This window comes from Rhodopirellula sp. J20-39 (assembly GCF_057365095.1).
Genome location: NZ_CP195123.1, coordinates 6,691,955 through 6,716,993, shown reverse-complemented (window position 1 = coordinate 6,716,993; position 25,039 = coordinate 6,691,955). Strand labels below are relative to the sequence as shown.

At 55.0% G+C, this 25,039-nt stretch carries 16 protein-coding genes; 7 read left to right on the top strand and 9 right to left on the bottom strand.

From position 1 onward, the window contains the following. The first annotated feature begins 228 nt into the window (after nucleotides 1-228). Nucleotides 229-966 (top strand): (5-formylfuran-3-yl)methyl phosphate synthase, encoded by a 738-nt coding sequence (locus tag ACR3ZL_RS24465; protein ID WP_473650473.1) that lies wholly within the window; start codon nucleotides 229-231, stop codon nucleotides 964-966. Here ACR3ZL_RS24465 and ACR3ZL_RS24460 read toward each other — a convergent pair. The 3 genes from ACR3ZL_RS24460 to ACR3ZL_RS24450 form a co-directional block, all read right to left on the bottom strand. Further along, nucleotides 963-1,553, bottom strand: coding sequence for a pyroglutamyl-peptidase I (locus tag ACR3ZL_RS24460; RefSeq protein WP_473650474.1), 591 nt, complete (start codon nucleotides 1,551-1,553; stop codon nucleotides 963-965). The genes ACR3ZL_RS24465 and ACR3ZL_RS24460 overlap by 4 nt on opposite strands. Before the next feature lie 192 nt (nucleotides 1,554-1,745). Further along, nucleotides 1,746-3,482 carry a hypothetical protein gene (locus ACR3ZL_RS24455; RefSeq protein ID WP_473650475.1) on the bottom strand — a complete coding sequence of 579 codons (1,737 nt, stop codon included), beginning with the start codon at nucleotides 3,480-3,482 and terminating at the stop codon, nucleotides 1,746-1,748. Nucleotides 3,483-3,522: 40 nt separating this feature from the next. Continuing rightward, complete coding sequence (locus ACR3ZL_RS24450; RefSeq protein ID WP_473650476.1) at nucleotides 3,523-4,101, bottom strand: DJ-1/PfpI family protein; 579 nt, start codon at nucleotides 4,099-4,101, stop codon at nucleotides 3,523-3,525. 252 nt (nucleotides 4,102-4,353) lie between these two features. On the opposite strand from ACR3ZL_RS24450, the gene ACR3ZL_RS24445 reads away from it, so the two are divergent. The 5 genes from ACR3ZL_RS24445 (at nucleotide 4,354) to ACR3ZL_RS24425 (ending at nucleotide 13,255) form a co-directional block, all read left to right on the top strand. Beyond that, entirely contained in the window at nucleotides 4,354-6,105 is a 1,752-nt protein-coding gene (locus ACR3ZL_RS24445) for an outer membrane protein assembly factor BamB family protein (RefSeq protein ID WP_473650477.1), read from the top strand. Between the two features lie 230 nt (nucleotides 6,106-6,335). Continuing rightward, nucleotides 6,336-8,927, top strand: a complete 2,592-nt coding sequence (locus ACR3ZL_RS24440) for a DNA gyrase subunit B (protein WP_473650478.1) — start codon at nucleotides 6,336-6,338, stop codon at nucleotides 8,925-8,927. Nucleotides 8,928-9,128: 201 nt separating this feature from the next. Then, nucleotides 9,129-10,379, top strand: coding sequence for a carboxypeptidase-like regulatory domain-containing protein (locus tag ACR3ZL_RS24435; RefSeq protein WP_473650479.1), 1,251 nt, complete (start codon nucleotides 9,129-9,131; stop codon nucleotides 10,377-10,379). A 158-nt stretch (nucleotides 10,380-10,537) separates the two neighbouring features. Then, complete coding sequence (locus tag ACR3ZL_RS24430; protein ID WP_473650480.1) at nucleotides 10,538-11,671, top strand: hypothetical protein; 1,134 nt, start codon at nucleotides 10,538-10,540, stop codon at nucleotides 11,669-11,671. 144 nt (nucleotides 11,672-11,815) lie between these two features. Further along, nucleotides 11,816-13,255 (top strand): aldehyde dehydrogenase family protein, encoded by a 1,440-nt coding sequence (locus ACR3ZL_RS24425; protein WP_473650481.1) that lies wholly within the window; start codon nucleotides 11,816-11,818, stop codon nucleotides 13,253-13,255. A gap of 249 nt (nucleotides 13,256-13,504) precedes the next feature. On the opposite strand, the gene lpxK is transcribed toward ACR3ZL_RS24425, so the two are convergent. From lpxK to ACR3ZL_RS24405, 4 genes are all read right to left on the bottom strand, one after another. After that, nucleotides 13,505-14,572 (bottom strand): tetraacyldisaccharide 4'-kinase, encoded by a 1,068-nt coding sequence (lpxK, locus tag ACR3ZL_RS24420; RefSeq protein WP_473650482.1) that lies wholly within the window; start codon nucleotides 14,570-14,572, stop codon nucleotides 13,505-13,507. A gap of 183 nt (nucleotides 14,573-14,755) precedes the next feature. Beyond that, entirely contained in the window at nucleotides 14,756-16,258 is a 1,503-nt protein-coding gene (locus ACR3ZL_RS24415) for a glutamate synthase subunit beta (protein WP_473650483.1), read from the bottom strand. Between the two features lie 118 nt (nucleotides 16,259-16,376). Beyond that, nucleotides 16,377-20,954 carry a glutamate synthase large subunit gene (gene gltB / locus ACR3ZL_RS24410; RefSeq protein ID WP_473650484.1) on the bottom strand — a complete coding sequence of 1,526 codons (4,578 nt, stop codon included), beginning with the start codon at nucleotides 20,952-20,954 and terminating at the stop codon, nucleotides 16,377-16,379. A gap of 105 nt (nucleotides 20,955-21,059) precedes the next feature. Further along, a complete protein-coding gene (locus ACR3ZL_RS24405) occupies nucleotides 21,060-22,031 on the bottom strand; it encodes a LysR family transcriptional regulator (protein ID WP_473650485.1) in 972 nt (323 codons plus the stop codon). A 402-nt stretch (nucleotides 22,032-22,433) separates the two neighbouring features. Between ACR3ZL_RS24405 and ACR3ZL_RS24400 the strand changes: the two genes are divergently transcribed. Then, nucleotides 22,434-23,429 carry an SMP-30/gluconolactonase/LRE family protein gene (locus ACR3ZL_RS24400; RefSeq protein WP_473650486.1) on the top strand — a complete coding sequence of 332 codons (996 nt, stop codon included), beginning with the start codon at nucleotides 22,434-22,436 and terminating at the stop codon, nucleotides 23,427-23,429. A gap of 20 nt (nucleotides 23,430-23,449) precedes the next feature. Here ACR3ZL_RS24400 and ACR3ZL_RS24395 read toward each other — a convergent pair whose 3' ends face one another. Together ACR3ZL_RS24395 and ACR3ZL_RS24390 are read right to left on the bottom strand one after the other, a co-directional pair. Then, a complete protein-coding gene (locus tag ACR3ZL_RS24395) occupies nucleotides 23,450-23,647 on the bottom strand; it encodes a hypothetical protein (RefSeq protein ID WP_473650487.1) in 198 nt (65 codons plus the stop codon). A 271-nt stretch (nucleotides 23,648-23,918) separates the two neighbouring features. Then, on the bottom strand, nucleotides 23,919-24,803 hold the full coding sequence (locus tag ACR3ZL_RS24390) for a fumarylacetoacetate hydrolase family protein (RefSeq protein ID WP_473650488.1): 885 nt from the start codon (nucleotides 24,801-24,803) through the stop codon (nucleotides 23,919-23,921). Nucleotides 24,804-25,039: the final 236 nt, after the last annotated feature.

The following is a 25,039-nucleotide window of genomic DNA, read 5'->3' as shown; positions in this document are numbered from 1 at the left end:
GGCTCAGACTTTAACCGGCATCGTAGATCAGGTCGATGAGGAGTTAAGATTGCGTCCATGAAACAGTCTGCGCCCTCTAATTCTAAACGTTTATCCCGCTCGACAGGTTCGTCGGAGCTTCCGAGTTCGCCAGAGCTTCGAGAAACGATGAGTCCGCTGGCAACATCAGAATTTCCTGAAACGTCGGCGGTTCTAAAGACAGCAGGGGGGAGAGGGATTGCCCTATTGGTGAGTGTTCGCAGTATCGAGGAGGCGAGGCTGGCTGCCGACTGCGGCGTGAATGTGATTGATTTTAAAGAGCCGTTATTGGGACCGTTGGCACCGGTGTCCGAATCAATCTGGCAAGCCGCGACGAGGAGTCATTTCGGATCGACGCTGTCAGCGGCATTGGGTGAAGCGGATACTGCGAGTGAGTTGGCGTCACGCGTGCCGATTGGGTTTCAATACGCGAAAGTGGGACCAAGCGGGACGCAATCCGCTGAGCGGCTCGCGGATTTGTGGAGTCGGCTTCCGCTCGATCCTCGCGTTGAATTAGTACCGGTCGCGTATGCGGATCACCAAGCGGCGAATTGTGTCGATCCACATCAGGTTCTGGATTTGGTTATCCAGCAAGGACGCTCGCGTTTGTTGATAGATTCGTTTGTGAAGGACGGACGTGGATTGCTAGAACACCTCGAATTGGAAGCCCTATCGCGACTGATTCAACATGCCCGTGACGCGAACGTTTGGATCGCGTTGGCAGGCTCGTTGCGTCTTGCGGATGTGCAACGAATTGCAGATCGGGATTGTTTGCCCGATTGCGTGGGAGTCCGCGGCGACGTTTGTGAAGGTCCGGCGACCGCGTTAACGCAGCAGCAACAAGTGGGCGATAACGGCGGCGGGATCGAGCTCACCGGTCGGCGAACCGGGCGGTTGTGTCGGTCGCGAGTCGAAACTTGGCAGTCAACGCTTAGGCAGTTGGCCTAGGCTTGGTTTGGGCGCTCGAGCAGTTGTTGGATGAGGACTGCCATCGCGGCGCTGACCATAGGAGTGCTCATGCTTGGCGAGTCGGAGTTCTCGCGAGCGACTTGGCTAGGCGACAGTGGCACATGCACGAACGCGGATGATGTTTTCATGCCAAACGAGGCGATGTAGTGCTGGCTTAAAAACAGAGCGGCGTTGCATAGGAAGGTTCCCGCGTGGTGCGAAACCATGGCGGGAATGCCTGCTCCGCGGATGCGAGTGGCAGCGGCTTCCAGGGGCATCGTGCTACGATAAGCGGCTGGTGCGCCGGATAAGATTTCACTGCCGTCGGTGCGAAGGTTCAGCCCAATCGATTCCAGCCTTAAGATCGCCGAACCGGGGCCCTGACCGCAATGAAGTGCGAAGTCGTAATCTTCTTGTAGGTCTGTTCGAAGCTTTTCGCTCATCTTGGCCAAGTCGACCGGGTATCGGCGAGTGACCAGTTGCACGGGGCCGTCATACCAGTGCGTTAAATCCATCAACGCCATCCAACTGGCGTTGTCTGGCCAGCGGTCATAGGGTTCGAAAGCGGTGAGCAGGACGCGGGTCACGGAACGGCCGATCGGAAGGCGAAGCGGGTAGCGGTAGAGCCAAAAGTATAGTTCGTATTTTGGAAACGGGGTCAGAAGATCGCAGGAACCGCCTCGGAGCGGGCTGGGGAGGCCGCGGCGTCCGGCGAAGTGACGTTGTTCGAAGCGGTTCCGACGGTCGCTACCGCGGGAATTCAAGCAGCCTTTTGGAGGCTACTTATCGGGTTTGGGCACGTGCCGATATTGGCCGAAGTGGTTCTCGGCGATCTTCCGCATCCGGCTCTCGCCCTCGCGGCTGTGGTAGCCGATCGTGTGGATAATGCTGACTGGAGTTACTTCGCCAAACAGGTTGCTGACTCGGTTGGATTCCATCAGCACCGACTCAATCCGTTGCGGAAATTCGCCGTCGGAAAGCAGAAAGATGACGTCAGGTTTCAGCTTTTCCAGAGCGAACTGCAACGGTTCGTAAGGAGCTTTGCCGCGGTCCATCGAGACTCGCATTGCCCAGGCTCGCAGCCGACTTTTGTTTTCTTCGGTTGCGTGAACACTGCGTGGTTCGTCTTCGTCGGCACGTGAAATTCGCATGTAGTCGCACTCGGCGTCAAAGAAGATGACGTAGAAACGCTGCTTTTCGGACAGCATGTCGATCGATTCCAGCAATGCTCGTCTGGCCGAAACGAAGGCGTCGCCCATGCTGCCGGAACTGTCGACCAGATAGACGAAATGGTTGCCGCCACCGTCGACCCCACAGAACTGCATCTTGGATGATGAGTCCGACTTCATCGATTTGAGCAGCTTCGAATCCTTCATGTTGGATTCGGAGAACGACTTCATCGAAGCCATTGGTGGGGCGGTCACGCTTGCAAGATCCGAGGTTAGATCGAACTTTGCCATCTCGCCGAGCGGACTGACGTCGTACTGGGTTTCGTCCGGAGCGGTTTCGGAAGGATCAACGGTCGACTCGACGGACTCCATTTGAAATGTTTCGATCGCCTCTTCAGCGGATTCGCTTGTTGATGCGGACAACGCAACTTGATCCTTAGGCATCGTCGTGGAAAGCGTCCACATCATCAGAAGCAGGACGATAACCACGTGGACCACCGCACTTAGAAATAGCGGCAAAGGATGCCGGCGAGTGGCGGTCGTCTCGGACTCTTCGTCGATAACGAGATCGGTGGGGACGTCCGGGCTGGAGGCCGGTGCGTCTGGTTTTAGGAGGTCCGTTTCCGGCGTTTGGGTTTGCTCGGATGGGTCACTAGTTGGGGCTTTGGATACAGCCGATTCAGCGAATTCGGATGAGATTTCCTGTTCGAGCAGATTCGAAGCTAGGTCGGCGGATTCAGTTAGCTCGTCGGCTTTGAAATTGACGCCTGCCGATGTTTCATCGCTGTCGATCTCGTCATCTTTGTCCGGTGGTGGTCGACGTCGTGGCGGGCGAATCGAAGGATGGGCCGAGTCGGCTCGGATGAATGTTGTTGCGGGTTCAGGTGAACTGTTTCGTGCCTCGCGAACGTCATCCCAAGACTGAAAACGAAAGCGATTGGTGGGGGAATTCTGTTCTGGTGTGGGTAAATGATCCGGGGCGGTGGGGGCGTCAGATGCTGGTTCCCTGGCCGTAGGATCGGGAAGCGTCGGAGCTGAATCGATCGGAGGTTTAGCCGACCCGGTGGCACCGTGGTAAGGAACTGACGCGTCTGTCTTTCGCTCGGTCAGGCCTAAATGTTGCAGCTCAGCGGCAGACAAATCATGGCCCGCGTCGATGCGTTCGAGCATCTCTTGCAGGTTTTCCGCAGAGGCTTCCAACCGAGCCGCGTTGGCTTCCAGGCGGGCGGCTTCGGCTTCGCGGCGGACTCGGACCAATTCATGCTGGATGCGGAGTCGCGGATCTATGTTTCGCCGGGGTGACGATTCGCCGTCTGGCTTCGCGTCATCGGGTGATGGAATGGCCATGAAACAACATCCACAAGAACGGTTCAGTCGATTAAACGCATCATGTCATAAGAAGGCGATTGAACTCGCGGATCCACGCTGGGTGTGCTGGCCAAGCGGGAGCGGTGACGAGATTGCCTTCCACGTGTGCACTGTCCATTTGGGGGCTCGGTTCGACATAGGTGCCGCCCGCCGCAGCAATTTCCGGTGCAACCGATGGGTAGCTGCTGCACTGGCGGTTCGTCAGCACACCCGCCGCAACCAGAAGTTGGGGCCCATGGCAGATCGCAGCGATTGGTTTGTTGGTTTCGGCGAAGTGCCGCACCATCGTTAAGACTTGTTCATCCAGTCTTAGGTATTCTGGGGAGCGACCACCTGGGATGACCAATGCATCAAAATCGGAAGCCGTGATGCTGGCAAAATCGCCTGTGATAGCGAATCGATGTCCCGGTTTTTCGGAATAAGTCTGATGACCCTCAAAATCGTGAATCGCGGTCATCACCGTGTCGCCCGCTTTTTTGCCTGGGCAGACCGTGACCACGTCGTGTTCCAGCATCACCAACATCTGGTAAGGAACCATCGCTTCGTAGTCTTCGACGAAGTCGCCGACGATCATCAAAATGCGTTTCTTATCGCTCATGGCGTTGCATCCGTTCGGAAATACGTGTTCGAGGGTGAATCAAGGTGTTCAAATGTGGTCCCAAGCTTACGCCAATTGCTAGAGGACAAAAAAACAGGTCATTGGGTTTGTAGGTGTAAGGACAAGTCTACCGCAACGAACTGAAACGGTGGGGACGATGCCGAGCAAAAAAATGGCGTGATTTACGATCATCGATTACAATTGGTCAGTTCTCGTCTCTCCTCTTCCGCACGATCCCTCTGGATTCGCGACATGTACCGGTTTCTGATCTTTTTGACTTTCGTGGCATCAGCGGCGATCGGCACTCAATCGGTGCACGTTCAAGCTGAGCAATCGTTGATTCCGCCTGTTGAATTGGCCCGGCTCGGCTTGGCGGAAGCTTGGCAACGTCAGTTGAGCGTCCCAGCGGGCGGGCAATCGATTGTCGATTTCAAGATTCACGTTCATCGCGATTCTGCGAAGCAATACGTCGAAGTCATCGGCAAGGCTGCGAAACCAGCCAAGCCGGTTGCCGACGAGCGGGCCGGTGCTAGCGCCGAAGGCGTTTTGTACGCTCGTTACCTGTTGGAAGTGATCGATGGCGAAGAAGTGAGCCAAGGGCACTCATCGACGAGTGGCTTAATGTCGTCGGACCAGCGGCGCATAGGTGGTACCGGGCGTGCCGCGTTCGGGCGTGGTGAGTTTGCGTCCAGTGGATTGTTGGATCGAGCCGAGGCTGAGCGATTGGCCCGGAACGACGTGCGACGCCTTAAACGTCGTGGAATCGAGGCCGAGATCACCTCTCGGGAAGTCCCGCGAATTCGGTTGTACACGCTTTGCAATGATGGCACGGTTGAGGCTCGGGACGCCGAAACGGGCGAACTGGTTTGGCTCCGCCGAGTGGGGTACCCAAACCGAGGTTACGGTGGCCTGGGGATCGACGATGATTACTTGACCGTCGTCAACGGCGGCGAAATGGTCAGCATTGACACTAAAACAGGGTCGGTTTTCGCTACCCATCACCTGCCGTACGTGGCCGTGCGAGGGGCTGTGCAGGTAGGGAATTACTCGATCGTGCCCTCGATTGGTAGTCGCATCATTGCTTACCCGCTGGAAGATCAGCACCGTGAGCGTTTCGAGGAGATCGTCAGCGGTTCGACTTTATCAATGCCCACCAAGGCCATTGGATCGTTGAAAGTTGCCTGGGGAACGTCTGAAGGATTCGTTTATGTGATGGAATTGTCGGGCGAGCCGAATATTCAATTCCGACTGAACACAGATGGAATTGTCAGCGGAGCACCTGTGGCGGCATCCGGTGAGCGGTTCTTCTTTGGAAGTGAAGGCGGCCAGATCTACGGCTTGCGGGCGACCCGATCCGGCGAAGTTTTGTGGAGCCAGCCTACTGGAGACCCCATTTACGATTCACCTTCGTTTTACGAAGAAAAAGTGGTGTTTCGCTCGACTTACGGAAACGTGACGTGCGTGGATGCGGCAACGGGACAGAACCTTTGGAATCAAGCCGTCGCGGGAATTGACGAGGTCGTTGGCATCATCGAAGGTCGAATCTTTGCTCGGACGCTTTCCGGATCGATGGTGTTGTTGGATATCGAAACTGGCGAAACCTTGCACCGGGTTTCGGGTGTCACACCGCGAGTGTTAAGCCGGAATATCGAGACGGACCGAATTTACTTGGTCAACATCAATGGAGCGATTCAGTGCATTCGCCCCATCGACAAGGAAATGCCTACCTTGGCGATATCAGTTGAAAAGATGCTGGAACAAGATCAGCCTGACGCCGACGAGAAAGAAACTAAGTCAAAGGCAACGAAACCGGCCGGTAATGACCCCTTCGGCGGGGGCGGAGACGATCCGTTCGGAGCCGGTGCGGATCCATTCGGCGGCGGTGGGGCTGATCCCTTTGGCGGTGGCGGTGCTGACCCATTCGGTGGCGGCGGTGCGGCCGCGGATCCATTCGCTCCGGCGGGTGATGCTGGCGCGGACCCGTTCGGCGGTAGCCCATTCTGAGTCTTGGGAGGCCCTCGTTGGCCGGGTGGAGCTGGGTTCCAGGTCCAACGGTCGAGTATTTGAGTGGGACGAGGTCGTTGGAGTGGAGCCCACAGGTCCGTTTGGGGCCGTAAACGATTGCCTGGTGGCGAGCGCAAGACGCCTCACGCTGGGGCGGAACTTTTGCTACAATTCGCTCCGCTAGTTTATGGCTTTTCGACCGTTTTTGTCGGCTTTGCGGCCGTCCCTCAATGAGCGACTCCTCCTCCACTGATTCAGTTCCGGCCCCTTCGGATGATGCCGATGTTCCTGCCGCCGATCCGGTTGTCGCAGTGGACCCCTCGGACGATGGCACGCGATCTCCAGCGGCCAATACCGAATACACCGACAAGGATTTGCAGCACCTATCCGACTTGGAGCACGTTCGTGAACGTCCCGGGATGTATATCGGTGATACCACTGTGCGCGGTCTGCATCACCTCGTTTACGAAGTCGTCGATAACTCGATCGACGAAGCGATGGCGGGGTTTGCCAAGACTGTTAGCGTCGTCGTTCACACCGACGGCAGCGTAACCGTTGAAGACGATGGACGGGGAATTCCGGTTACTCGGCACGATCAGCTTTCCGAAGAACTCGACCGCGAAGTCAGTACGCTCGAAGGCGTGATGACCGTTTTGAAGTTTGGCGGCAAGTTCGAAAAGGGTGCCTATCAGACGTCGGGTGGTCTGCACGGCGTCGGGGTGACCGTGGTCAACTTCCTAAGCCAATGGGCGGAAGTGGAAGTCAGTCGGGATGGCTCGACTTGGACGCAGGAATACGAACGTGGCGTCAGCATGGGCCCGATCAAGAAGGGCCGCGCAACCCAAAAGTCGGGAACGAAAGTCACTTTTAAAGCTGACGGTCAAATCTTCAGCACGACAAAGTACAGCTTCGATGTGCTGCAAAAACGTCTGCAAGAGCTGGCGTTTTTGAATAGTGGCGTGCGAATTAAGTTCTTGGACGAACGTAATGGAGAAGGCGGCGACTACAAGTACGATCGCGGGATCGTTGAATTTGTCGAGCACCTCAACCGCGCCAGCGATGTTCTGCACAGCGACGTCATCAACTTCGTCGGGCATCGTGAAGGCGTGGAGTACGACATCGCGATGCAGTACAGCACCGAATTTACTGAAACGGTGCAGTCCTACGTTAACAACATCCATACCATCGAAGGCGGAACGCACGTTTCGGGCTTCCGGTCCGCTTTGACCCGGATGCTAAACAATTACGGTAAGAAAGAGGGGCTGTTTAAGTCGACCACACCGACCGGAGATGACTTCCGCGAAGGTCTGACGGCCGTGATCAGTGTCCGCGTTCCTCACCCGCAGTTCGAAGGACAAACCAAAACAAAGCTGGGTAACGGCGAAGTTGATGGGATCATCACTAGCGGTGTCGGTGAACAACTCGCTAAATACCTAGAGGAAAACCCGCGTATCGCGAAAATTATCGTCCGTAAGGGGCTATTAGCCGCCGAGGCTCGTGAAGCAGCTCGGAAAGCAAAGGACCAGCTTCGTAAGCGAAAAGATGCTCTGGGTGGCGGCGGTTTGCCCGGCAAACTTCGTGACTGCATCTCCAAGAATATGGAAGAGTGCGAAGTGTACCTGGTCGAAGGTGATTCGGCGGGTGGATCCGCCGAAGGTGGCCGGATGCGAGAGTTTCAAGCCATTTTGCCGCTTCGCGGTAAGATCATCAACGCGTACAAGAGTCGCGAAGATAAGGTTCTGGCGAACGAGGAAGTTCAGTCGATGATCCAGGCGATCGGTACCGGTATCGGTGCTGACCAGGATCTGACGCGACGCCGGTACAACAAAGTCATCATCATGACTGACGCGGACGTTGACGGTAGTCACATCCGTACTTTGTTGCTGTGCTTCTTCTATCGGCAAATGTATCAACTGGTGGCGGCCGGGCACGTTTATGTTGCTCAGCCACCGTTGTTCCGTGTTTCGCAAGGAAAGACTCGATACTACGTTCAGTCCGAAGAGGAAATGAAGTCGCAGTTGCTGGAGCGTGGTTTGAACGACACTATCTTCGAAGCCGAAGACGGGCGTCGGATCGAAGCGGATCAAATGCGGGAATTGGCCGGTGCACTCGCTGGTATGGAAGATGCCATCTTGGCTCTTGAACGCCGGGGTGTGAGCCTGCGGGTTCATGCGATGCGATTGGATCCTGTGACGGGTAAGTTGCCACCACTTTTGATCGCTCTGCAGGGTGAAGAGAACTGGTTCCACACGCTTGAAGAAGTCGAGAAGTTCTTGTTGGAGCGAGATGCTGTTCTGGATGTGGACCTGGCCGAAGAAAACAGCGAAGAAGAATCTACTGACGAGGCAGGTGCCAAAACCGATGCCGATGTGGACGCGCCCGAGCGATTGGTAGCCCACCTGACCGAGCTCCATGAAGTGCGGACGATCAACGGTGGTTTGAAAGATCTGCAACCATTGGGGTTTGGGCTCGATGACCTGATCCCTGCCGAACGGACTGGCGCGACGACTGCTCGGTTTGAAATCGTTCGTGGGGAAGATATTCGGCGACCATTGGAAGACCTGCGATCGCTTTTGCCAGAAATTCGAGCTGCTGGTGAGAAAGGCCTGTCGGTAACTCGCTTTAAGGGACTGGGCGAAATGAACGCCGAGGAACTTCGCGAAACCACGCTGGATCCGGCCAACCGTACCCTGATTAAGGTGAATTTGACCGACGCAGGTGCTGCCGACGAGATGTTCCGCCTGCTGATGGGCGACAAAGTCGAGCCACGGCGTGAATTTATCGAAACTCACGCCTTGGATGTGCGGAACTTGGATGTTTAGACGCTCCCTTATTGGCGGTTATGGCTTTTTTATCGGCCCTTAAAAGGTGCCGTGGAGCTAGCTGTAAATGTGTTCTCGTTTTCCCCAGTTCTTCACGTGACAAAGCTTGATAAAGTCAAGTCGTTTGCTTACTATTAGCCTGTGAACTTTGCCTAAACTGCCAAATATGCGGACAGGACCTATCTTCCAATGAGACTCACCATGAAACTTTGGCTAGCCGCAGCGGCCATGATCGCGATGTCGATCAACACCGCATCAGCTCAATCGTCCGCTTTGAAGGTGACTGATCACCTGACTGTCCCGCAGTGGGTGAATCCCGCGACTCCAGGTGAGTTGCGCGGCCGAGTGATCCTTCCTTCGACGGATGGTTCTTCCCGCCCGATCGCCAATGCGAAGGTGGTGATGAGCAATCAGGCCGGTGAATCGTTGACTGCGATCGCGGATGAAACAGGCAATTTCTTGATGGCAGGTGTGGAACCCGGGCTTTACGCTCTTACCGCTCGTGCCGATGGCGCTTTCGCTTGCTGTGCAATGCACGTGGTTGACCAAGACATGGCGTCCGCAAATGTTTTGCCTCGCGAAGTTGAAGTCGCTGCAGCCGCGATTGATTACACAATCGTCAAATCGTCGATCTTACGTTATCTGCCACCGGTTACCAATGACGCTCCTTACACTATGCAAGGTGCTGATCTTGCAGGTATTTCCAGCCAAGTCGTTGGCGAGAACCTGTTCCGCGTCAAGCAAATTGCTGGCGGTTTGAAAGGTCGTATTCATGTTGCTGGTGCTGAAGGCAAGCAACTGGGCGATGCTGGATTGTTGAACATCTTCTTGGTTTCCAAGGGCGATGTCATCGACCGAGTTGTTTCCAAGGGTGATGGATCTTTCGAGTTCGCGAACGTATCGCCAGGTGAATACTCGATTCTTGCTCTTGGTCAATCTGGGTTGGGCATGGCTGGGTTCGAATTGGTCGACGAAGCACTTGCTAACCAAGCTGCTAAGGCGAAGACTGACAACGCCCAAGTTGGTACCGACGGACGCACTCTAGTAAGTAATTACGACCCATGTTGCTGCTGTGAATCGTTCTCGATGCAACTCGCACCGTTGCCAATGGCTATCTCGGCATGTGAAGTCATCTCGTCAGAGGAGATTATCGCGACCGAAGAGATCCCGATGGACGAAGGTTTGGCGACTCAAGATGGTGTGATGCTTGATGAGTTCGGAAACCCAATCGCTACCGATCAGTTCGGTAACCCAATCGGTAGCGGTGGCGCTGCTGGTGGTTACGGTCCTGCTGGTGGAGGCTACACCGGTGGCGGTGGCGGCGGAACTGGTGGTGGCGGCTTCGGCGGCGGACTGGGCGGTCTCGCTGGTCTGGCTGCTTTGGCAGCTATCGGTGGCGACAACGACAGTAATATTCTCGATACGCCAGTTCCTGCTAGCCCCGCTCGCTAGGAAGCTCGATCGAATCGATACAACGAAAACCTCGGACCAATCTGGTTCGAGGTTTTTTGTTTGCTCGGACACACATGTCGGGCGACAAGTACTTTACGACCGGGCATAATAGCGAACGAAGACTCGATTGACTCCTTTCATTGAAGTTAGAGAATTGCATGAGTGTGGCCGGCGAATCATCTAGTACTGACCTAGCAGCAGCATCCGCAGAGGCGCTTGATCGCCTGAACGAGCACACGCTGAAGACGGTGCATTGGCACTTCCACGATGACACGGGGTGCCCTTTCTGGCTTGAGAAAAAAGCCGAGCTAAATTTCGATCCGCTGAAGGACGTCAAGAGTTTCGACGACCTAAAGAAGTTTCCCAACTTCGAAGATGAGTGGCTTCGTGGTGGTCCGATTCGCCGATGGGTTCCCAAGGGGCATGCTGGAAAGCCAGTGTTTGTCTTTGAGACCGGCGGCACGACTGGGATCCCGAAGAGCCGAATGGTGATTGAGGATCACTGGAAAGACTACGAGTTGTTTAGCGACACGCTGCCAGACAAATATTTCCCGCGTGGAGCGAACTGGTTGATGCTGGGCCCAAGCGGGCCACGTCGATTGCGTTTGGCAGTCGAGCATTTGGCTCAGCACCGGGATGGTATTTGCTTTTGCATCGACCTGGATCCTCGCTGGGTGGTGAAGTTGTTGAAGAAAGGCCAAATGGACCAAGTCGAGGCTTACAAGAAACATTGTATCGATCAGGCAGTCACCATTTTGACAGCGGGGCACGATGTGAAGTGCATGTTTGCGACGCCGAAGTTGTTGGAGTCGCTCGGTGAAGCGTTGGACGAAAAAGGCACGAGTTTGGCGGAGGTCGGGATCACAGGGATCTTCTCTGGCGGGACTGAGTTCACGCCGCAGTGGACACGATTTTGTGTCGAAGAGTTGTTGGGTGGATCGCCTGAAGAAAGTGGTGTCTACATGACACCCACCTACGGTAACACGCTGATGGGACTGGCATGCAGTAAACCGATCACGGCCCAAGAGGGTTACAAGATCAGCTACTACGCTCCGCAGCCTCGGGCAGTAACCGAAGTGGTGACGTTCGAAGATTACAACCAAGTTGTTGGCTATGGTGAAACGGGCCGGGTCAAGCTTTACACGCTGACCGACGAATTCTTTGTTCCCGGTTTCATGGAACGCGATGAAGGTGAGCGTGAGCAACCTTTCGATACGTATCCCTGGGACGGTGTATCCGGGGTTCGCCCATTCCATGAGTTGGCCAGCGCCACCACCGTCGGTGTCTACTAGCAAGAATTAAGTTTCGTTTGCCAGCAAGACGCGGTTGCTCGCGTCTGCTAAGCGGAACAGAAATCGTGAAGTTTAGTTTTGTCTAAACGTGTGGCCGGTGCCACTTTCGCCCGAAAAGCTTTCAACCTTTTACTTTCAAGACGCATGATCACTCTCAATCCACTTCGCTGGGGCAAGCAATACGAGTCACTCGATTTTAACGAGGTCGTTCATTTCGATACTGGCGAGCCGATTGCCCGAGTGGGAACGGTTGGAGGTGGCATTGTTGCACGAGACCTTCGACAGGCTCACAAAGCCCGCGAAGCGTTGTTAGAAGTGCCGGCCAGTGAATTGATTGCGATGAGCAAGAAGGCGGCCGAGCTTTTTGAAAACGCCACGCTAACGGTCGGTGATTCCCAACAGTCGGTCGACGATTTCGTGCATCAGCAATCCGCCAGCACCGGTTTGCCAGAGCATATGTGCCGTTCGAACATGTCCAAGAATAGCTTTGTGCTAAGCAAGATGGACGAGATCTTGAATTGCCTCACCCGTGGTTTGGATCTGTCGATTTTGTCCAAAGGCTACGGTGACGAAGGTCGTGGTGTGACGGTTAGTTATCAGTGCCAGACACCTGTGTTGGGCGCGGTCTTGCCGAACAATTCGCCCGGTGTTCACACTTTGTGGTTGCCTGCGATTGCGTTGCAGGTTGGGCTTGCTCTGAAGCCGGGTTCACAGGAACCGTGGACGCCCTACCGAATGGTTTCGGCCTTCATCGAGGCTGGGGTTCCCGCGGCGGCGTTTGGTTTGTACCCCGGCGGCCACGATGCTGGCGGGGCAATCATGACAAAGACGCCACGCAGCATGATCTTCGGCAGCGCAGAAACCTTGGCACAGCATGCTGGGAATCCTCGCGTTCAGGCTCACGGCCCGGGATTCTCCAAGATCCTATTGGGCGATGATATCGTCGATGACTGGGAAATGTATCTCGATGTAATGGTCGAGAGCGTGTTGAGCAATTCCGGACGCAGTTGTATTAACTGCTCTGGCATTTGGGCCAGTCGTCATACGAAAGAAATTGCCGCTGCAATCGCGGATCGTATCGGCCCGGTTGATATTTCGTCACCTAGCGACGATGAAGCGAAGTTGGCTGCTTTCACCGTGCCAGCCATGGCCACGGGAACTTGGGCGATGGTCCAACAGGATCTTGCCGAAGCGGGCGTGACAGACATGACCGCCGAGTTTGGCGATAAGTTGATCGAGCGTGAGCACTGTGCGTACTTGCGTCCAATGGTCGTTCACGCTGACTCACATGAGCGGGCGGTTGCTTCCAAGGAATACATGTTCCCGTTCGTTAGTGTCGTTGAGTGCCCACAAGCGGAGATGATCCGTAACATCGGTCCGACTTTGATTGGAACCGTGATCACAGCGGATGAGGCTTTGATCGCGCAAGCGGGGAGTTGCACCGATATTGATCGATTGAACGTAGGGCCGCTGCCGACCAACCGTGTTAATTGGTTGCAGCCACATGAAGGAAACATCATTGAGTTCTTGTTCCGCAACCGTGCTTACCAGATCACGCCGATGCCAACTGCCGCTTCGGTGTAGACGGTCTTGATCAGGGGACGTTATTGGTCTGGTGGGTTGCTGTCTCGATTACGAATAGCTTGCCCGACTGGTTTCTGGCGTATCGTCGCGGAGCCAAGTCACTACCAGAGGCTTTTGAAAAGAGCCTCTGTGTTGACGGTGGCCATGTGTTGAAACGCGTCCAGTTGGAATGGTTAGCGTAGTTTCGTACAGGATGCTTTGCGTCGCGTTAAGTTCAGACCTGATTCAGGCCGGCACTGCAATTGCGAGTTATTCGCCAGTCGCAATTGCCTGTAGCTTCGATTGGATGAGTGTTTGGGACTCGGCGTTTTCGTACCCCAGTTCAATCTTTAAGTACCCCAGTCGAATCCCTGCGATTTGATCGCTAGCGAGTTTGACTGCGTCTTTGTGCGTGCATAACAGGAGATCGACGGGGTGGTTTCGCTTCAGTGTTTCTACCCAGTCGCGAAGCTCTTGTCGCGTTTCACGTTCGAAAGCATCGTGGTCAGGCAGTTTGTGGTGGGCGATCACTTGTCCGCCGCAATCTCGTACCGTTTGCTCGAACGCATCTGGGTTGCCAATCGCGGATATCAACGCGATCTGTTTGTGGATAAGGGTTTGGATCGATTCGTCGCTAGCATTTTTATACTGAATCGATGTAGGTCGGTGCACTGTGTGGATAACGGGTGTGTTAGGGGCATGCACCTGAAGGGATGCTTCTAAGTGTTTACGATCGCTGGCTTGTACTTGATCGGATCGGGAGACAACGATCAGGTCGGCACGGCGAAGGCTGCTGATGGGTTCTCGCAAATAACCGCGTGGTAGAAGATAGCCGTAGCCAAATGGGCATGTGGCGTCAACGACGACGATGTCTAGGTCGCGATGGAGCCGTCGGTGTTGAAAGCCATCGTCCATTACAAGTACTTCAGCTTCCAGTTCTTCGACTGCAATGCGGGCCGCTTCGACTCGATCAGGGTGCTGGACGTGAGGTACATCAGGAAGTCTGGCGGCCAGTTCCATTGCTTCGTCGTTCACGCCGGACTCGCCCGCGCCATAGCCGCGGCTGACAATCGCAACGCGTGAACCCAATTGCCGAAGTTGCGAGCAGAGTTCACAGACGATTGGAGTTTTGCCCGTACCGCCAGTGGTCAGGTTGCCCACACTGATGACGGGGACCCCAGCATGATGAATCGGCTTGCGCTGGTGGTCGTATTGATATCGCCGAGCTCTTGCGGCTCCGCCATAGAGCCAGCTCGCGAGATGAAGACCTAGTCGGGCGGATGCTGCAATCGGGCCCTTCTTTTGACCACTCAGTAACGCTTGGTGGTCGATGTTCATCGTATGCGTGTTTGCGAAGACTTAGTTTGACTGCATTGCGACGATTGCCGAACGCAAAGGAATTCCGGTCCTTCGAGAGTCGCGTCCATGCTGAAAGAGCGACTTTGGAAGGCGGTAAAATCGGATAGGGCATAAAAAAAGCAGCAGGCACGAAAACATGTGCCTGCTGCTTTATAAGACGCTTTAAACTCCGGCTAGAGCTGTGCCCATCGTCTGACCAGGGGCAGGTAAGCAACTCGAACCTTCTAGGAAGATGTCAATCGCTCGAGCGGCACCACGGCCTTCGTTGATGGCCCAAACCACAAGGCTTTGACCGCGACGGCAGTCACCGGCGGCGAAAACGCCTTCGAGGTTTGTCGTGAACTTCCCGTGTTCAGCTTGGAAGTTGCTACGGCCATCCGTTTCCAGTTCGAGGGACTCGGCAACGTATTGTTCTGGGCCAAGGAAGCCCATCGCAAGCAAAATCAATTGGGCGGGCCAATCTTTTTCACTGCCTTCGACTTCTGACATTTGCCAGCCGCCGTCGTCCTTCTTGGTCCACTCCACGTTAACCGTTTTGATGCCTTTCAGCTTTCCTTCGTCGTCAACCAGAAACTCCTTACTAAGAATTTGGTATTCGCGAGGGTCTTTACCGAACTTGGCTTCGGCTTCTTCGTGACCGTAATCGACGCGGAAGATGCGAGGCCATTCTGGCCAAGGGTTGTCGGGGGCACGGTCCGCTGGTGGTTGTGGAAGCAATTCGAAGTTGACCAACGAGCGGCATCCGTGGCGAATGCTAGTACCGATGCAGTCAGTGCCGGTGTCACCACCACCGATCACGATGACATCTTTGCCTTCAGCACTGATGAAAGTGTCGGTCAGGTTGTCACCGTGCACGCTCTTTTGCGTGTTGGCTGTTAAGAAGTCCATTGCAAAGTGGACACCCTTGGCTTCGCGACCGGAAATTGGAAGATCGCGAGGCTTCGTGGCACCGCATGCCAGTAGGACTGCGTCGAACTTATCTCGGAGTTCAGCTGGAGTGATGTCTTTGCCGACATCAACCCCAGTTTTAAAGGTGATGCCTTCCGCGGTCATCTTGTCGAGTCGACGTTGGATCGCCTTTTTGGAAAGCTTCATGTTAGGAATACCGTACTGAAGCAGGCCTCCGATGCGGTCGGCACGCTCAAATACGGTGACCAAGTGGCCAGCCTTGTTGAGTTGGTCCGCAGCAGCCAGTCCGGCAGGACCACTACCGACGATCGCGACCTTCTTGCCCGTTCGGTCTTCCGGTGGTTCCGCCGTGATCCAGCCTTCTTCCCAAGCGCGATCGACGATCGCGTTTTCGATGTTCTTGATCGTGACAGGTGGGTTGGTGATTCCCAGCACGCAAGAGCCTTCGCATGGAGCCGGGCACACTCGGCCAGTGAACTCAGGGAAGTTGTTGGTTTTGTGTAGCCGCTCGATCGCTTCTTTCCAGCGGTTGTTGTAAACCAGGTCGTTCCACTCGGGAATCAAGTTGTCGATGGGGCAACCACTAGCCGATTGGCAAAACGGCACACCACAGTCCATGCACCGAGCACCCTGCGTTTGCAGTTGGTCGGTTTTGTGCTCGGTGTAAATTTCGTCGTAGTCGTTGATACGAACAACTGGCAAACGCCATGGCACTTTTTCGCGATCGAACTCTTTAAATCCGGTGGGCTTTCCCATTTTGTTTTCCTTCGAAGTTGAGCGGTTTGGGGGCGAGGGTTTCGATGCCCTCGAGGTATGTATGGGGTGAACGCGGGCTCAATGAAGTGCCCGCGAAATTGAGTTGGGTCTTGAAAGCTTACGCGTTCGCCGCAGCAGGTTGATCTTCTTTGGCCGCTTCCATTTCCATCAAGACTCGCTTGTAGTCTGTTGGCATGACCTTCACGCATTGGCTAAGGAATGTCTTCCAGTCCGACAACGCAAGTTTGGCGACATCGCTGGACGTGTAGTCCAGGTGCTTTTGGATCAACGCCTTCACTTCAGCTTCCTCTTCGCCCGGTTGGATCGATTCGAGTTCCACCGTGGCAAGGTTGCAGTTTAGGTTGAAGTCACCATCGCGGTCCCAAATGTAAGCGATCCCGCCTGACATCCCTGCGGCAAAGTTGCGGCCGGTTTTTCCGAGCACAACAACACGCCCGCCGGTCATGTATTCGCAACCATGATCGCCGACACCTTCAACGACAGTGTGGGCACCGCTGTTTCGAACGCAGAATCGTTCAGCAGCACGTCCACTTAGGAACGCTTCCCCACTGGTTGCACCATAGAGGCAAACGTTCCCGACGATGATGTTGTCAGCGGCGACGAATGTTTTCTCGCGTGGTGGGTAGACCATAATCCGCCCGCCGGAAAGGCCCTTACCGACATAGTCGTTGGCGTCCCCTTCCAGTTCGATCGTGACACCGTGTGCCAGGAACGCACCGAGGCTTTGGCCAGCGGAACCGGTCAGGTCAATATGAATCGTATCGTCGGGAAGCCCCTTTTGCCCGTGAACCTTTGCGATTTCATGCGACAGGATCGTGCCGACGGTCCGGTTGATGTTGATGATCGGCGACGTGATGCGAACCGGTTCACCGGTATCAATCGCGTTACGAGCTTCGCCAACGATCTTGGTCATGTCGAGTGATTTTTCCAGGCCGTGATCTTGAGCACGCGAGCAGATGACGCCAACGTTCTCATGCATCTTGGTAGCCGGACGCAGGACTGGGGTCAGGTCGAGGCCGTCGCTCTTCCAGTGTTTGATTGCTTTGTCGGTTTGCAGCACGTCGCTGCGCCCGACCATCTCATCGATCGTTCGGAAGCCAAGTTTGGCCATCAATCGACGAGCGTCTTCGGCGACCATGAATAGATAGTTGACGACATGTTCAGGCTTGCCGGTGAACTTCTTACGCAACTCAGGGTCTTGAGTCGCGATTCCCACGGGGCAAGTGTTGAGGTGACACTTCCGCATCATGATGCAGCCAAGCGTAATCAGAGGAGCGGTTGCGAAGCCGAATTCCTCTGCACCCAACAATGCCGCGATGACAACGTCGCGTCCAGTTTTCAGTCCGCCGTCGGTTTGCAGGATCACACGGCTACGCAGGTCATTAAGAACCAGGACTTGGTGTGTTTCAGCAATCCCCAGTTCCCAAGGTAAGCCAGCATGCTTGATGCTGGTAAGCGGCGATGCACCTGTTCCACCAGTATCACCGGCGATCAGGATGTGGTCGGCGTGAGCCTTGGCAACACCCGATGCAATCACACCAACGCCAACTTCACTGACCAACTTCACGCTAACACGAGCCGATGGGTTGCTGTTTTTGAGGTCGTGGATCAGTTGAGCCAAGTCCTCAATCGAGTAAATGTCGTGGTGAGGTGGTGGGCTGATTAGGCCAACGCCCGGTGTGCTGTAACGAATTCCAGCGATGTAGTTGTCGACCTTCTTGCCGGGGAGTTCGCCGCCTTCGCCAGGCTTAGCACCTTGCGAGACTTTAATTTGCAACTCATCCGCGTTGGACAGGTATTCAATCGTTACACCGAATCGACCCGAAGCAATTTGCTTGATCGAGGATCGTTTCGAGTCGCCGTTTTCCATAGGCAGGAAACGAACTGGATCTTCCCCGCCTTCGCCGGTGTTGCTCTTGCCGCCGAGGCGGTTCATCGCAATCGCGAGAGTTTCGTGTGACTCGGCGCTGATGCTGCCCAAGCTCATCGCTCCGGTGCAGAAACGTTTTACGATATCGGAAGCACTTTGGACTTGGTCCAACGGGATCGATGGACCTGCAACACCTTCTTGGAAGTCGAGCAAACCGCGAAGCGTGCAGCGATTGCGGTTTTCTTCGTTGATCGTGTGAGCGAACTTCCAGTACGCGTCTTCGTTGTTGTTTCGAGCCGCAACCTGCAAGTTTGAGATCGCTTGTGGGCTCCAGGCATGCTTTTCGCCTTCGGCACGCCAGTGGAACTCGCCAAGGTTCGGCAACGCGGGAAGCCGATCGTCTTTTCGTTCGGGGTAGCCCAAGCGATGGCGACGTAGTGTTTCTTCCGCGATGATGTCGAACGAGACGCCTTGGATGCGGCTTGCCGTGCCGGCGAAGCAGCGATCGATGATTTCGTCTTGCAGTCCCAATGCTTCAAAGATTTGGGCACCTTTGTAACTTTGCAGCGTGCTGATGCCCATTTTGGCCATCACCTTGAGCATACCCTTGGCAACGCCCTTGCGATAAGCGGCGACAATCTTGTCGTCGTCCAACGCTGGGTTCATCAATCCATCGCGGTGTGCTTGCCACAAAGCCTCGAATGCGAGGTATGGGTTGATGGCATCGGCACCGTATCCGATCAACAAGCAATGGTGGTGAACTTCACGAGCTTCACCGGTTTCAACGGCCAAGCCAACTCGTGTTCGCTTTGCTTTCGAAACCAAGTGGTGGTGAACCGCTCCGGTAGCAAGCAACATGCTAACGGGGACGCGATCGTGTGAAATCTTGCGATCCGATAGCACGATCAGTTCCAGGCCAGCATCGCAGGCCTCTTCGGCTTCAGCGCAGATTCGGTCCAGTGTCTTTTCGATACCAGCTTTGCCTTCGTTGCGATCGAAGGTAATGTCGATCACGCGGCTATCCCAGCCTTCGTGATGGATATGCTTTAGCGTTGCAATTTCTTCGTTGGTCAAAATCGGGTGGTCGACCAACAATCGGTGGCAGTGTTGTTCGGTTGCGGTAAGCAAGTTTTGCTCCGGACCGATGTAGCACTCCAGCGACATGATGACCTCTTCGCGAATCGAGTCGATCGCGGGGTTGGTCACCTGAGCGAAAAGCTGCTTGAAGTAGTCGTAGATCATTCGCGGCTTGTCCGACAAGCATGCTAGCGATGAGTCGTTGCCCATCGATCCGACCGGGTCACGAAGTTGTTCAACCAACGGACGCAGCATGAAGTTCATGGTCTCGGCGGTGTAGCCGAACGCTTGCATACGGTTAAGTAGCGTGTCGCCGTCAAAGCCGTGGCCTTCCATTTCCGGATGCAGGTCGGCAAGGCGGATACGTTGATTCTTGAGCCAGTCACCGTACGGCTTGCGGCGAGCGAACTCGCTTTTAAGTTCTTCGTCGGGGATCAAGCGACCAGCTTCGAAGTCGATCAAGAACATCTTGCCTGGCTGCAGTCGGCCTTTCTCGCGAACGATGGCTGGATCGACTGGCAGCACGCCGACTTCGCTCGCCATGATCACGCGATCATCGTGAGTGATGTAGTAACGGCTGGGGCGAAGTCCGTTGCGGTCGAGCGTTGCACCGATGTATTTACCGTCGGTGAAAGCGATTGATGCGGGGCCGTCCCAAGGCTCCATCATGCAACTGAAGTACTCATAGAATGCACGCTTGTCTTCTGGCATCGTTTGATGCTTTTGCCAAGCTTCGGGCACCATCATCATGATCGCTTCTTGTAGCGTGCGACCATTCATGAGTAGGAACTCAAGCACGTTATCGAACGTTCCAGAGTCGCTTAGGTGCGGCTCGATAACGGGGAACAATTTCTTCAGCTCGTCGCCATAGATTTCGCTTTCCGCCATCCCTTCGCGAGCACGCATCCAGTTCGCGTTTCCGCGAAGCGTGTTGATTTCGCCGTTGTGGCTCATGAACCGCAACGGTTGAGCGCGGTCCCAGCTAGGGAACGTGTTGGTCGAAAAGCGGCTGTGAACCATTGCCAAGTGAGTCTCGAAATCTTCATCGCGAAGATCCGGGTAATACGGCATCACTTGAGCCGGGGTCAGCATTCCCTTGTAGATGATGACACTGGTTGATAGTGAGCAAACGTAAAATACAAGTGCTTGTTCAAGCTTGTCGCTGCCGCGAAGCTCGTGGCTCGCTTGCTTGCGGATCAAATACAGTTGTCGTTCGAACTCGGGTTGGGTTAACCCTTCGGCTGCACCGACAAATAGTTGTTCGATTACAGGTTCGCTATTACGCGCCGTCGGCCCCACGTCCGCCGCGTCGGTTTCTTGAGGGACATCACGCCAGCCGAGCAGGACTTGGCCCGTCTCGCTGATAAGGCGTTCCATCGTGTCTTTGCAGATTTTGCGCTCGGCATCGTCCGGCGGCAAGAAAATCAAACCGGCAGCGAACTTACCCGCTTCGGGAAGGTCGACACCCAGGTCCGCTTTTGCAACCTTGCGAAGGAACTTGTGAGGAAGGCCACACATGATGCCCGAACCATCGCCCGTGTTGGGTTCGCAACCACATGCACCGCGGTGGTCCATGTTTTGCAAAATGGTATCGGCGTCAATGACGATTTGATGACTGGGAGCACCCTTGATGTGTGCTACGAAACCAACACCGCACGCGTCTTTTTCCATCGTCGGATCGTAAAGACCTTGAGCCGGCGGAAGGTGATAGAGTGGTTTTTGTGTCATCGTGGTAGCTAATCGTAAGAGGAGTGAGCGTTGTGTTAGAGAGTTACGTCGTTCGCCAGGAGCGACGGCTTGTGTTGTTGGAGATGGTCGATTGGGTTGAGTTGTCTAAATGACCACAGAGACGGCTCGGTCTCGTGTTTCACTTCGGCGACGGTCTGCTTTAGCGGCTTCGGTCTTGGAACGGAGTTCGACTTCCATTTCTCGGCCTAAAAGCAAGGAGCCGAACTCGATTGCAGCCCTGCTGAGCTTACCACCTTTCCGGAAGATAATTCCGAGTGGGCGAACCATCTTCAAATCTCGGCATGAAACTACGCGGAGAGATCCGTGGGCGGTTTCGCGTCGTACGGCAGCTTCCGGCACCATACCAATTCCGCGGTGGGCCTGAATTGCCCGGACCATGGAGTCCGCGTTATCGAATTCCATCGAGGTCACCACGGAAATACCGGCGGCTTTCAGGCACTGGTCAATCGCTTGACGCAGTACCAAGCTGCGATCAAAGCCGACCATTTCGATGCCCTGTAGTCGAGAAGCAGGGATCTCCGTCTCGCCCGCCAGTGGATGGTCTGCCGAGCATACCAGACGCATGGGTTCGGCTTGCCAAGGAATCGCACCGAGGGCTTTCGTGGCTCGGGGGAAGCTGACTAAGCCAAAATCCACCTCGCTATCGAGAACCATCTCGACCACTCGTTGGCTGGATCCGAATTCTGTGCGAACGCGGACATCAGGCTGGACCGATTCGAACGCCGCGGTGGCCTCGGGCATGTAGCTGAGTCCGACCGAATAGACCGCACCGATCGTGACGGAGCCGGACAACTGGCGGCCAAGATTCTGGACTTGAGCTTCCAGTTCCTTGTATTGCCTGACGATCTCGCGGGCACCACGCAAATAGGTTTGCCCGGCCTGTGTAAGGTTTAAGGGCCGTTTGGAGCGGTCAATCAGCGTCGTTTGCAGGCTTTCTTCGAGATGCCCCATCGCTTGGCTAACTGCACTCTGAGTCACGCCAGCAGCACCGGCGGCTTTTGAGAAGCTCCGTTGGTCGGCAACGTGACAGAAGAATTCTAGAGTGCGGAGCTGCAAGCGGTCACCACAGTGTATCTGTATTAGGTTGTCTTATATGTCTCTGGCGGATCCTTAGGGACGCTAATGCAGAGAGGGTACCTACCTATTCTGCCAGGGTCAAGACTCCATTTGTCATCCACGGTGGCGACGAAAGGCGAATGCGCACGATTGAGTCCGTCTGGGGGGGGCTGGGTTGGAGTTGCTGAGCCAAGAGCTTGAGCTGGGCGGTGCCGGCGTATGAGTGTTATCAAGCTCACGGCTGTATCGGGGCAACCATCTGTACCAGACCGATCAGCAAGCATGTGCGTGAGTTCCTGGACAGCGAACGATGGACAGCGAACCATGCGCACTGACGGCGAGCCATGCAATTCGAATCCGGCTGGCTTGAGTAGGCAGAGGGGGCACGTTAGGTTTTTGCGCATGAATGCTCCATCGAAACCAGTCGTGCGTGATGCCTGCCCGTTGAATGTCCCGGATACCGATTCGCTTCGGTTTCTTCCGGAAGGACCCATTCCGCTCGCGAAGGACGGCTGGTTGTCCTGGGTCGGGATCCAGCATGGCAGCGAATCTCGCAACGGCTCTATCAATCTGCTCGATTTAGCCAGCCAACAGAATCAGTCGTTCGATCTGCCAGGTAGGCCCGGCTTTGCATTCGCATGCAGCTCGAAAGACGAGAATGGCTTGCCGACTCGTTTTGTGGCCGGTGTTGAGCGTGCTCTGGGAATCTTCGATATCCGAGATGGATCGTGGACGCCTTTTTGTGAAGACGTCGACGCGTCGGTAACCAATACGATTATTAACGACGGCCTGGTTCATGATGGCAACTTGATCTTTGGTACCAAGGATCTGGCGTTCGCTGAAAAGAAGGCAGGGCTTTATCTCTATCGCCAAAGTGACAAACAATTGATCTGCCTTCGAGATGATCAGGTTTGTAGCAACGGCAAGATGGTGCGAACGGATGCAACGGGTAAGCTGAAGTTAGTCGACATTGATTCGCCAACGCGATTGATCGTTCAGTACGATCTGGACATCGAAGCTGGCAAATTAGGTCCAGCGGAAGTGTTGGTCGACCTAACCGAGGATCCAGGGGTTCCCGATGGTGCGATTCTGACACCGGATGGCGATGGAATCATCGTTTCGATCTTCCTGCCATCGGTCAGCGAATTTGGTCAAACGCGTTTGTACGACTTGGCCACTGGCGAACTTCGTTGTGTCTGGCGAGCACCAGGATCGCCGCAAAACACGTGTCCAGCGCTGGTTCCACAAGGCGGCAAGATCCAGTTGGTGATCACGACCGCGGTGGAGAACATGAGCGACGCAGATCGGGCTGAATGTCCTCACGCAGGGCAATTGTTCATTGCGGAAACGGACTTCAGTGACGCATCGAAGATCGCGGTGGCAAACTACTTCCAGTAGATCTTATCGATTTCGCGAAACTAAACGCGTACGTCGATATGCCCGTTGGCAAGTTGTTTTTGCACGTTAACCACTTCGCTGATCATTTGATTGATCGCGTCGCCGGTTTGTTGTTGAACATCGAGTTGTTTCCCCATTAATGCAGTGTCAATCTTCGTTTGCATGGCGTCTTGGCGAGCCAGCAACACGTTTTGAACAGCGGGGGAAATGGAACTCATGATCGGCCTCTCGGATAACGCGACGGTTTGCTTTGGACAAAAACGGCTGCGAGTTGACGATTGGGAACTGCGTCTACGAAAGTGTCGGTCATGAAGTCCGGCTATGATGTGCCGTGAAACCGGAAAGCCGCGTATTGGCCAAGGCTCCGACGTGAACTTCCGGAATGTAGCGATTGTGACGAAGACGGTTACATCTAAAAGCCGAGTCGCGCGGCCGAAAGCAGTCTCTCGGCCGGCGAAGGGAATGTACGAAGTTGCTGATGTCGGCCAACTAGGCACTGCGGCAAGTATTCGACAATTCGCCAACGCCTTGGATCCGGACGGTGCAGCGATCGCCATCGCTCAGGAAGAATGGTGGTGTCCTGGCTACGCCAACTCCAGGTGGTGTGCCCGTGAAAATGAGGTCGCCCGGCTGCAGTGTCATGAACTGGCTTAGGTGCGAGATCAGTGTCGGGATATCAAAGATGAGCTGAGCCGTTGTGCTGTCTTGGACGACGTCGTCGTTGACTCGCATCTGAACTCGCACGTCGCTGGGGTCGCCGAAGCTGTCGGCGGTAACAATCGCAGGGCCAACCGGTGCGAAGGTGTCGAACGATTTGCCAAGTAACCATTGGCCACCGGCACGTCCCTTTTGCCAATCGCGGGAAGACACATCGTGCCCAGCGGTGTATCCGAAGACGTGTTCCATCGCGTTTTCTTTGTCAACGCATCGGGCCTGTTTTCCGATGACCACAACGAGTTCAGCTTCGTAGTCAACTTGATCGCTAATCGCGGGCAGTTCAATCGCTTCGCCATGACCGATCAGCGCGTTGTTGTACTTGCCGAAGACAACTGGTTGATCGGGAGCTTCCGAGCCCGTTTCGATGGCATGGTCAAGGTAGTTCAGTCCGATGCAAAGCAGCTTCTCTGGACGTTGCACCGGGGGCAACATCACGTGCGGGGCTGGCTGCCACATGTCATCGGTTGGAGTAGCGATCGCGGCGAGTTGTTGATTGGTAAGCTGAAACAGCAAGTCGTGATTTGCTAGCAAATCGGATTGATCCTGACTTATTAACGTATCCAGCGGACAAACCTTCGGCGCCGCATCATCGGAGTTATCGTACAACGCGATTCGAGGTTGTTGGTTTGAGTCCAAGAAGCGGCAAAAGGCAGTCATGGTTGAATCCGGTTAGTTAAAAAAATGTGAGTTTTTGAATGCGGTTTTTGCAGTGTGATTCGAATTGCAATAGCAACATTGGACAAAAGAAATCTTTACACTTACTGCGTTGCCCGGCATACTCCCGAGCCTCCTCGCCAGACATCTTCGCAGTTCTTCTGTTGTGTTCCAAGAACGCCGTTCGCAAGAGCGACATGTTCAAGGAACAATGTGGGAAGATGCGTTGGTGTTGACCT

What these genes read in the sequence shown, in the direction of transcription:
- ACR3ZL_RS24400 (WP_473650486.1), top strand. Translation starts at nt 22,434, where the DNA reads ATGAATGCTCCATCGAAACCAGTCGTGCGTGATGCCTGCCCGTTGAAT.
- ACR3ZL_RS24435 (WP_473650479.1), top strand. Translation starts at nt 9,129, where the DNA reads ATGAAACTTTGGCTAGCCGCAGCGGCCATGATCGCGATGTCGATCAAC.
- gltB (WP_473650484.1), bottom strand. Translation starts at nt 20,954, where the DNA reads ATGACACAAAAACCACTCTATCACCTTCCGCCGGCTCAAGGTCTTTAC.
- ACR3ZL_RS24415 (WP_473650483.1), bottom strand. Translation starts at nt 16,258, where the DNA reads ATGGGAAAGCCCACCGGATTTAAAGAGTTCGATCGCGAAAAAGTGCCA.
- ACR3ZL_RS24440 (WP_473650478.1), top strand. Translation starts at nt 6,336, where the DNA reads ATGAGCGACTCCTCCTCCACTGATTCAGTTCCGGCCCCTTCGGATGAT.
- lpxK (WP_473650482.1), bottom strand. Translation starts at nt 14,572, where the DNA reads ATGAACATCGACCACCAAGCGTTACTGAGTGGTCAAAAGAAGGGCCCG.
- ACR3ZL_RS24455 (WP_473650475.1), bottom strand. Translation starts at nt 3,482, where the DNA reads ATGGCCATTCCATCACCCGATGACGCGAAGCCAGACGGCGAATCGTCA.
- ACR3ZL_RS24430 (WP_473650480.1), top strand. Translation starts at nt 10,538, where the DNA reads ATGAGTGTGGCCGGCGAATCATCTAGTACTGACCTAGCAGCAGCATCC.
- ACR3ZL_RS24390 (WP_473650488.1), bottom strand. Translation starts at nt 24,803, where the DNA reads ATGACTGCCTTTTGCCGCTTCTTGGACTCAAACCAACAACCTCGAATC.
- ACR3ZL_RS24395 (WP_473650487.1), bottom strand. Translation starts at nt 23,647, where the DNA reads ATGAGTTCCATTTCCCCCGCTGTTCAAAACGTGTTGCTGGCTCGCCAA.
- ACR3ZL_RS24450 (WP_473650476.1), bottom strand. Translation starts at nt 4,101, where the DNA reads ATGAGCGATAAGAAACGCATTTTGATGATCGTCGGCGACTTCGTCGAA.
- ACR3ZL_RS24425 (WP_473650481.1), top strand. Translation starts at nt 11,816, where the DNA reads ATGATCACTCTCAATCCACTTCGCTGGGGCAAGCAATACGAGTCACTC.
- ACR3ZL_RS24445 (WP_473650477.1), top strand. Translation starts at nt 4,354, where the DNA reads ATGTACCGGTTTCTGATCTTTTTGACTTTCGTGGCATCAGCGGCGATC.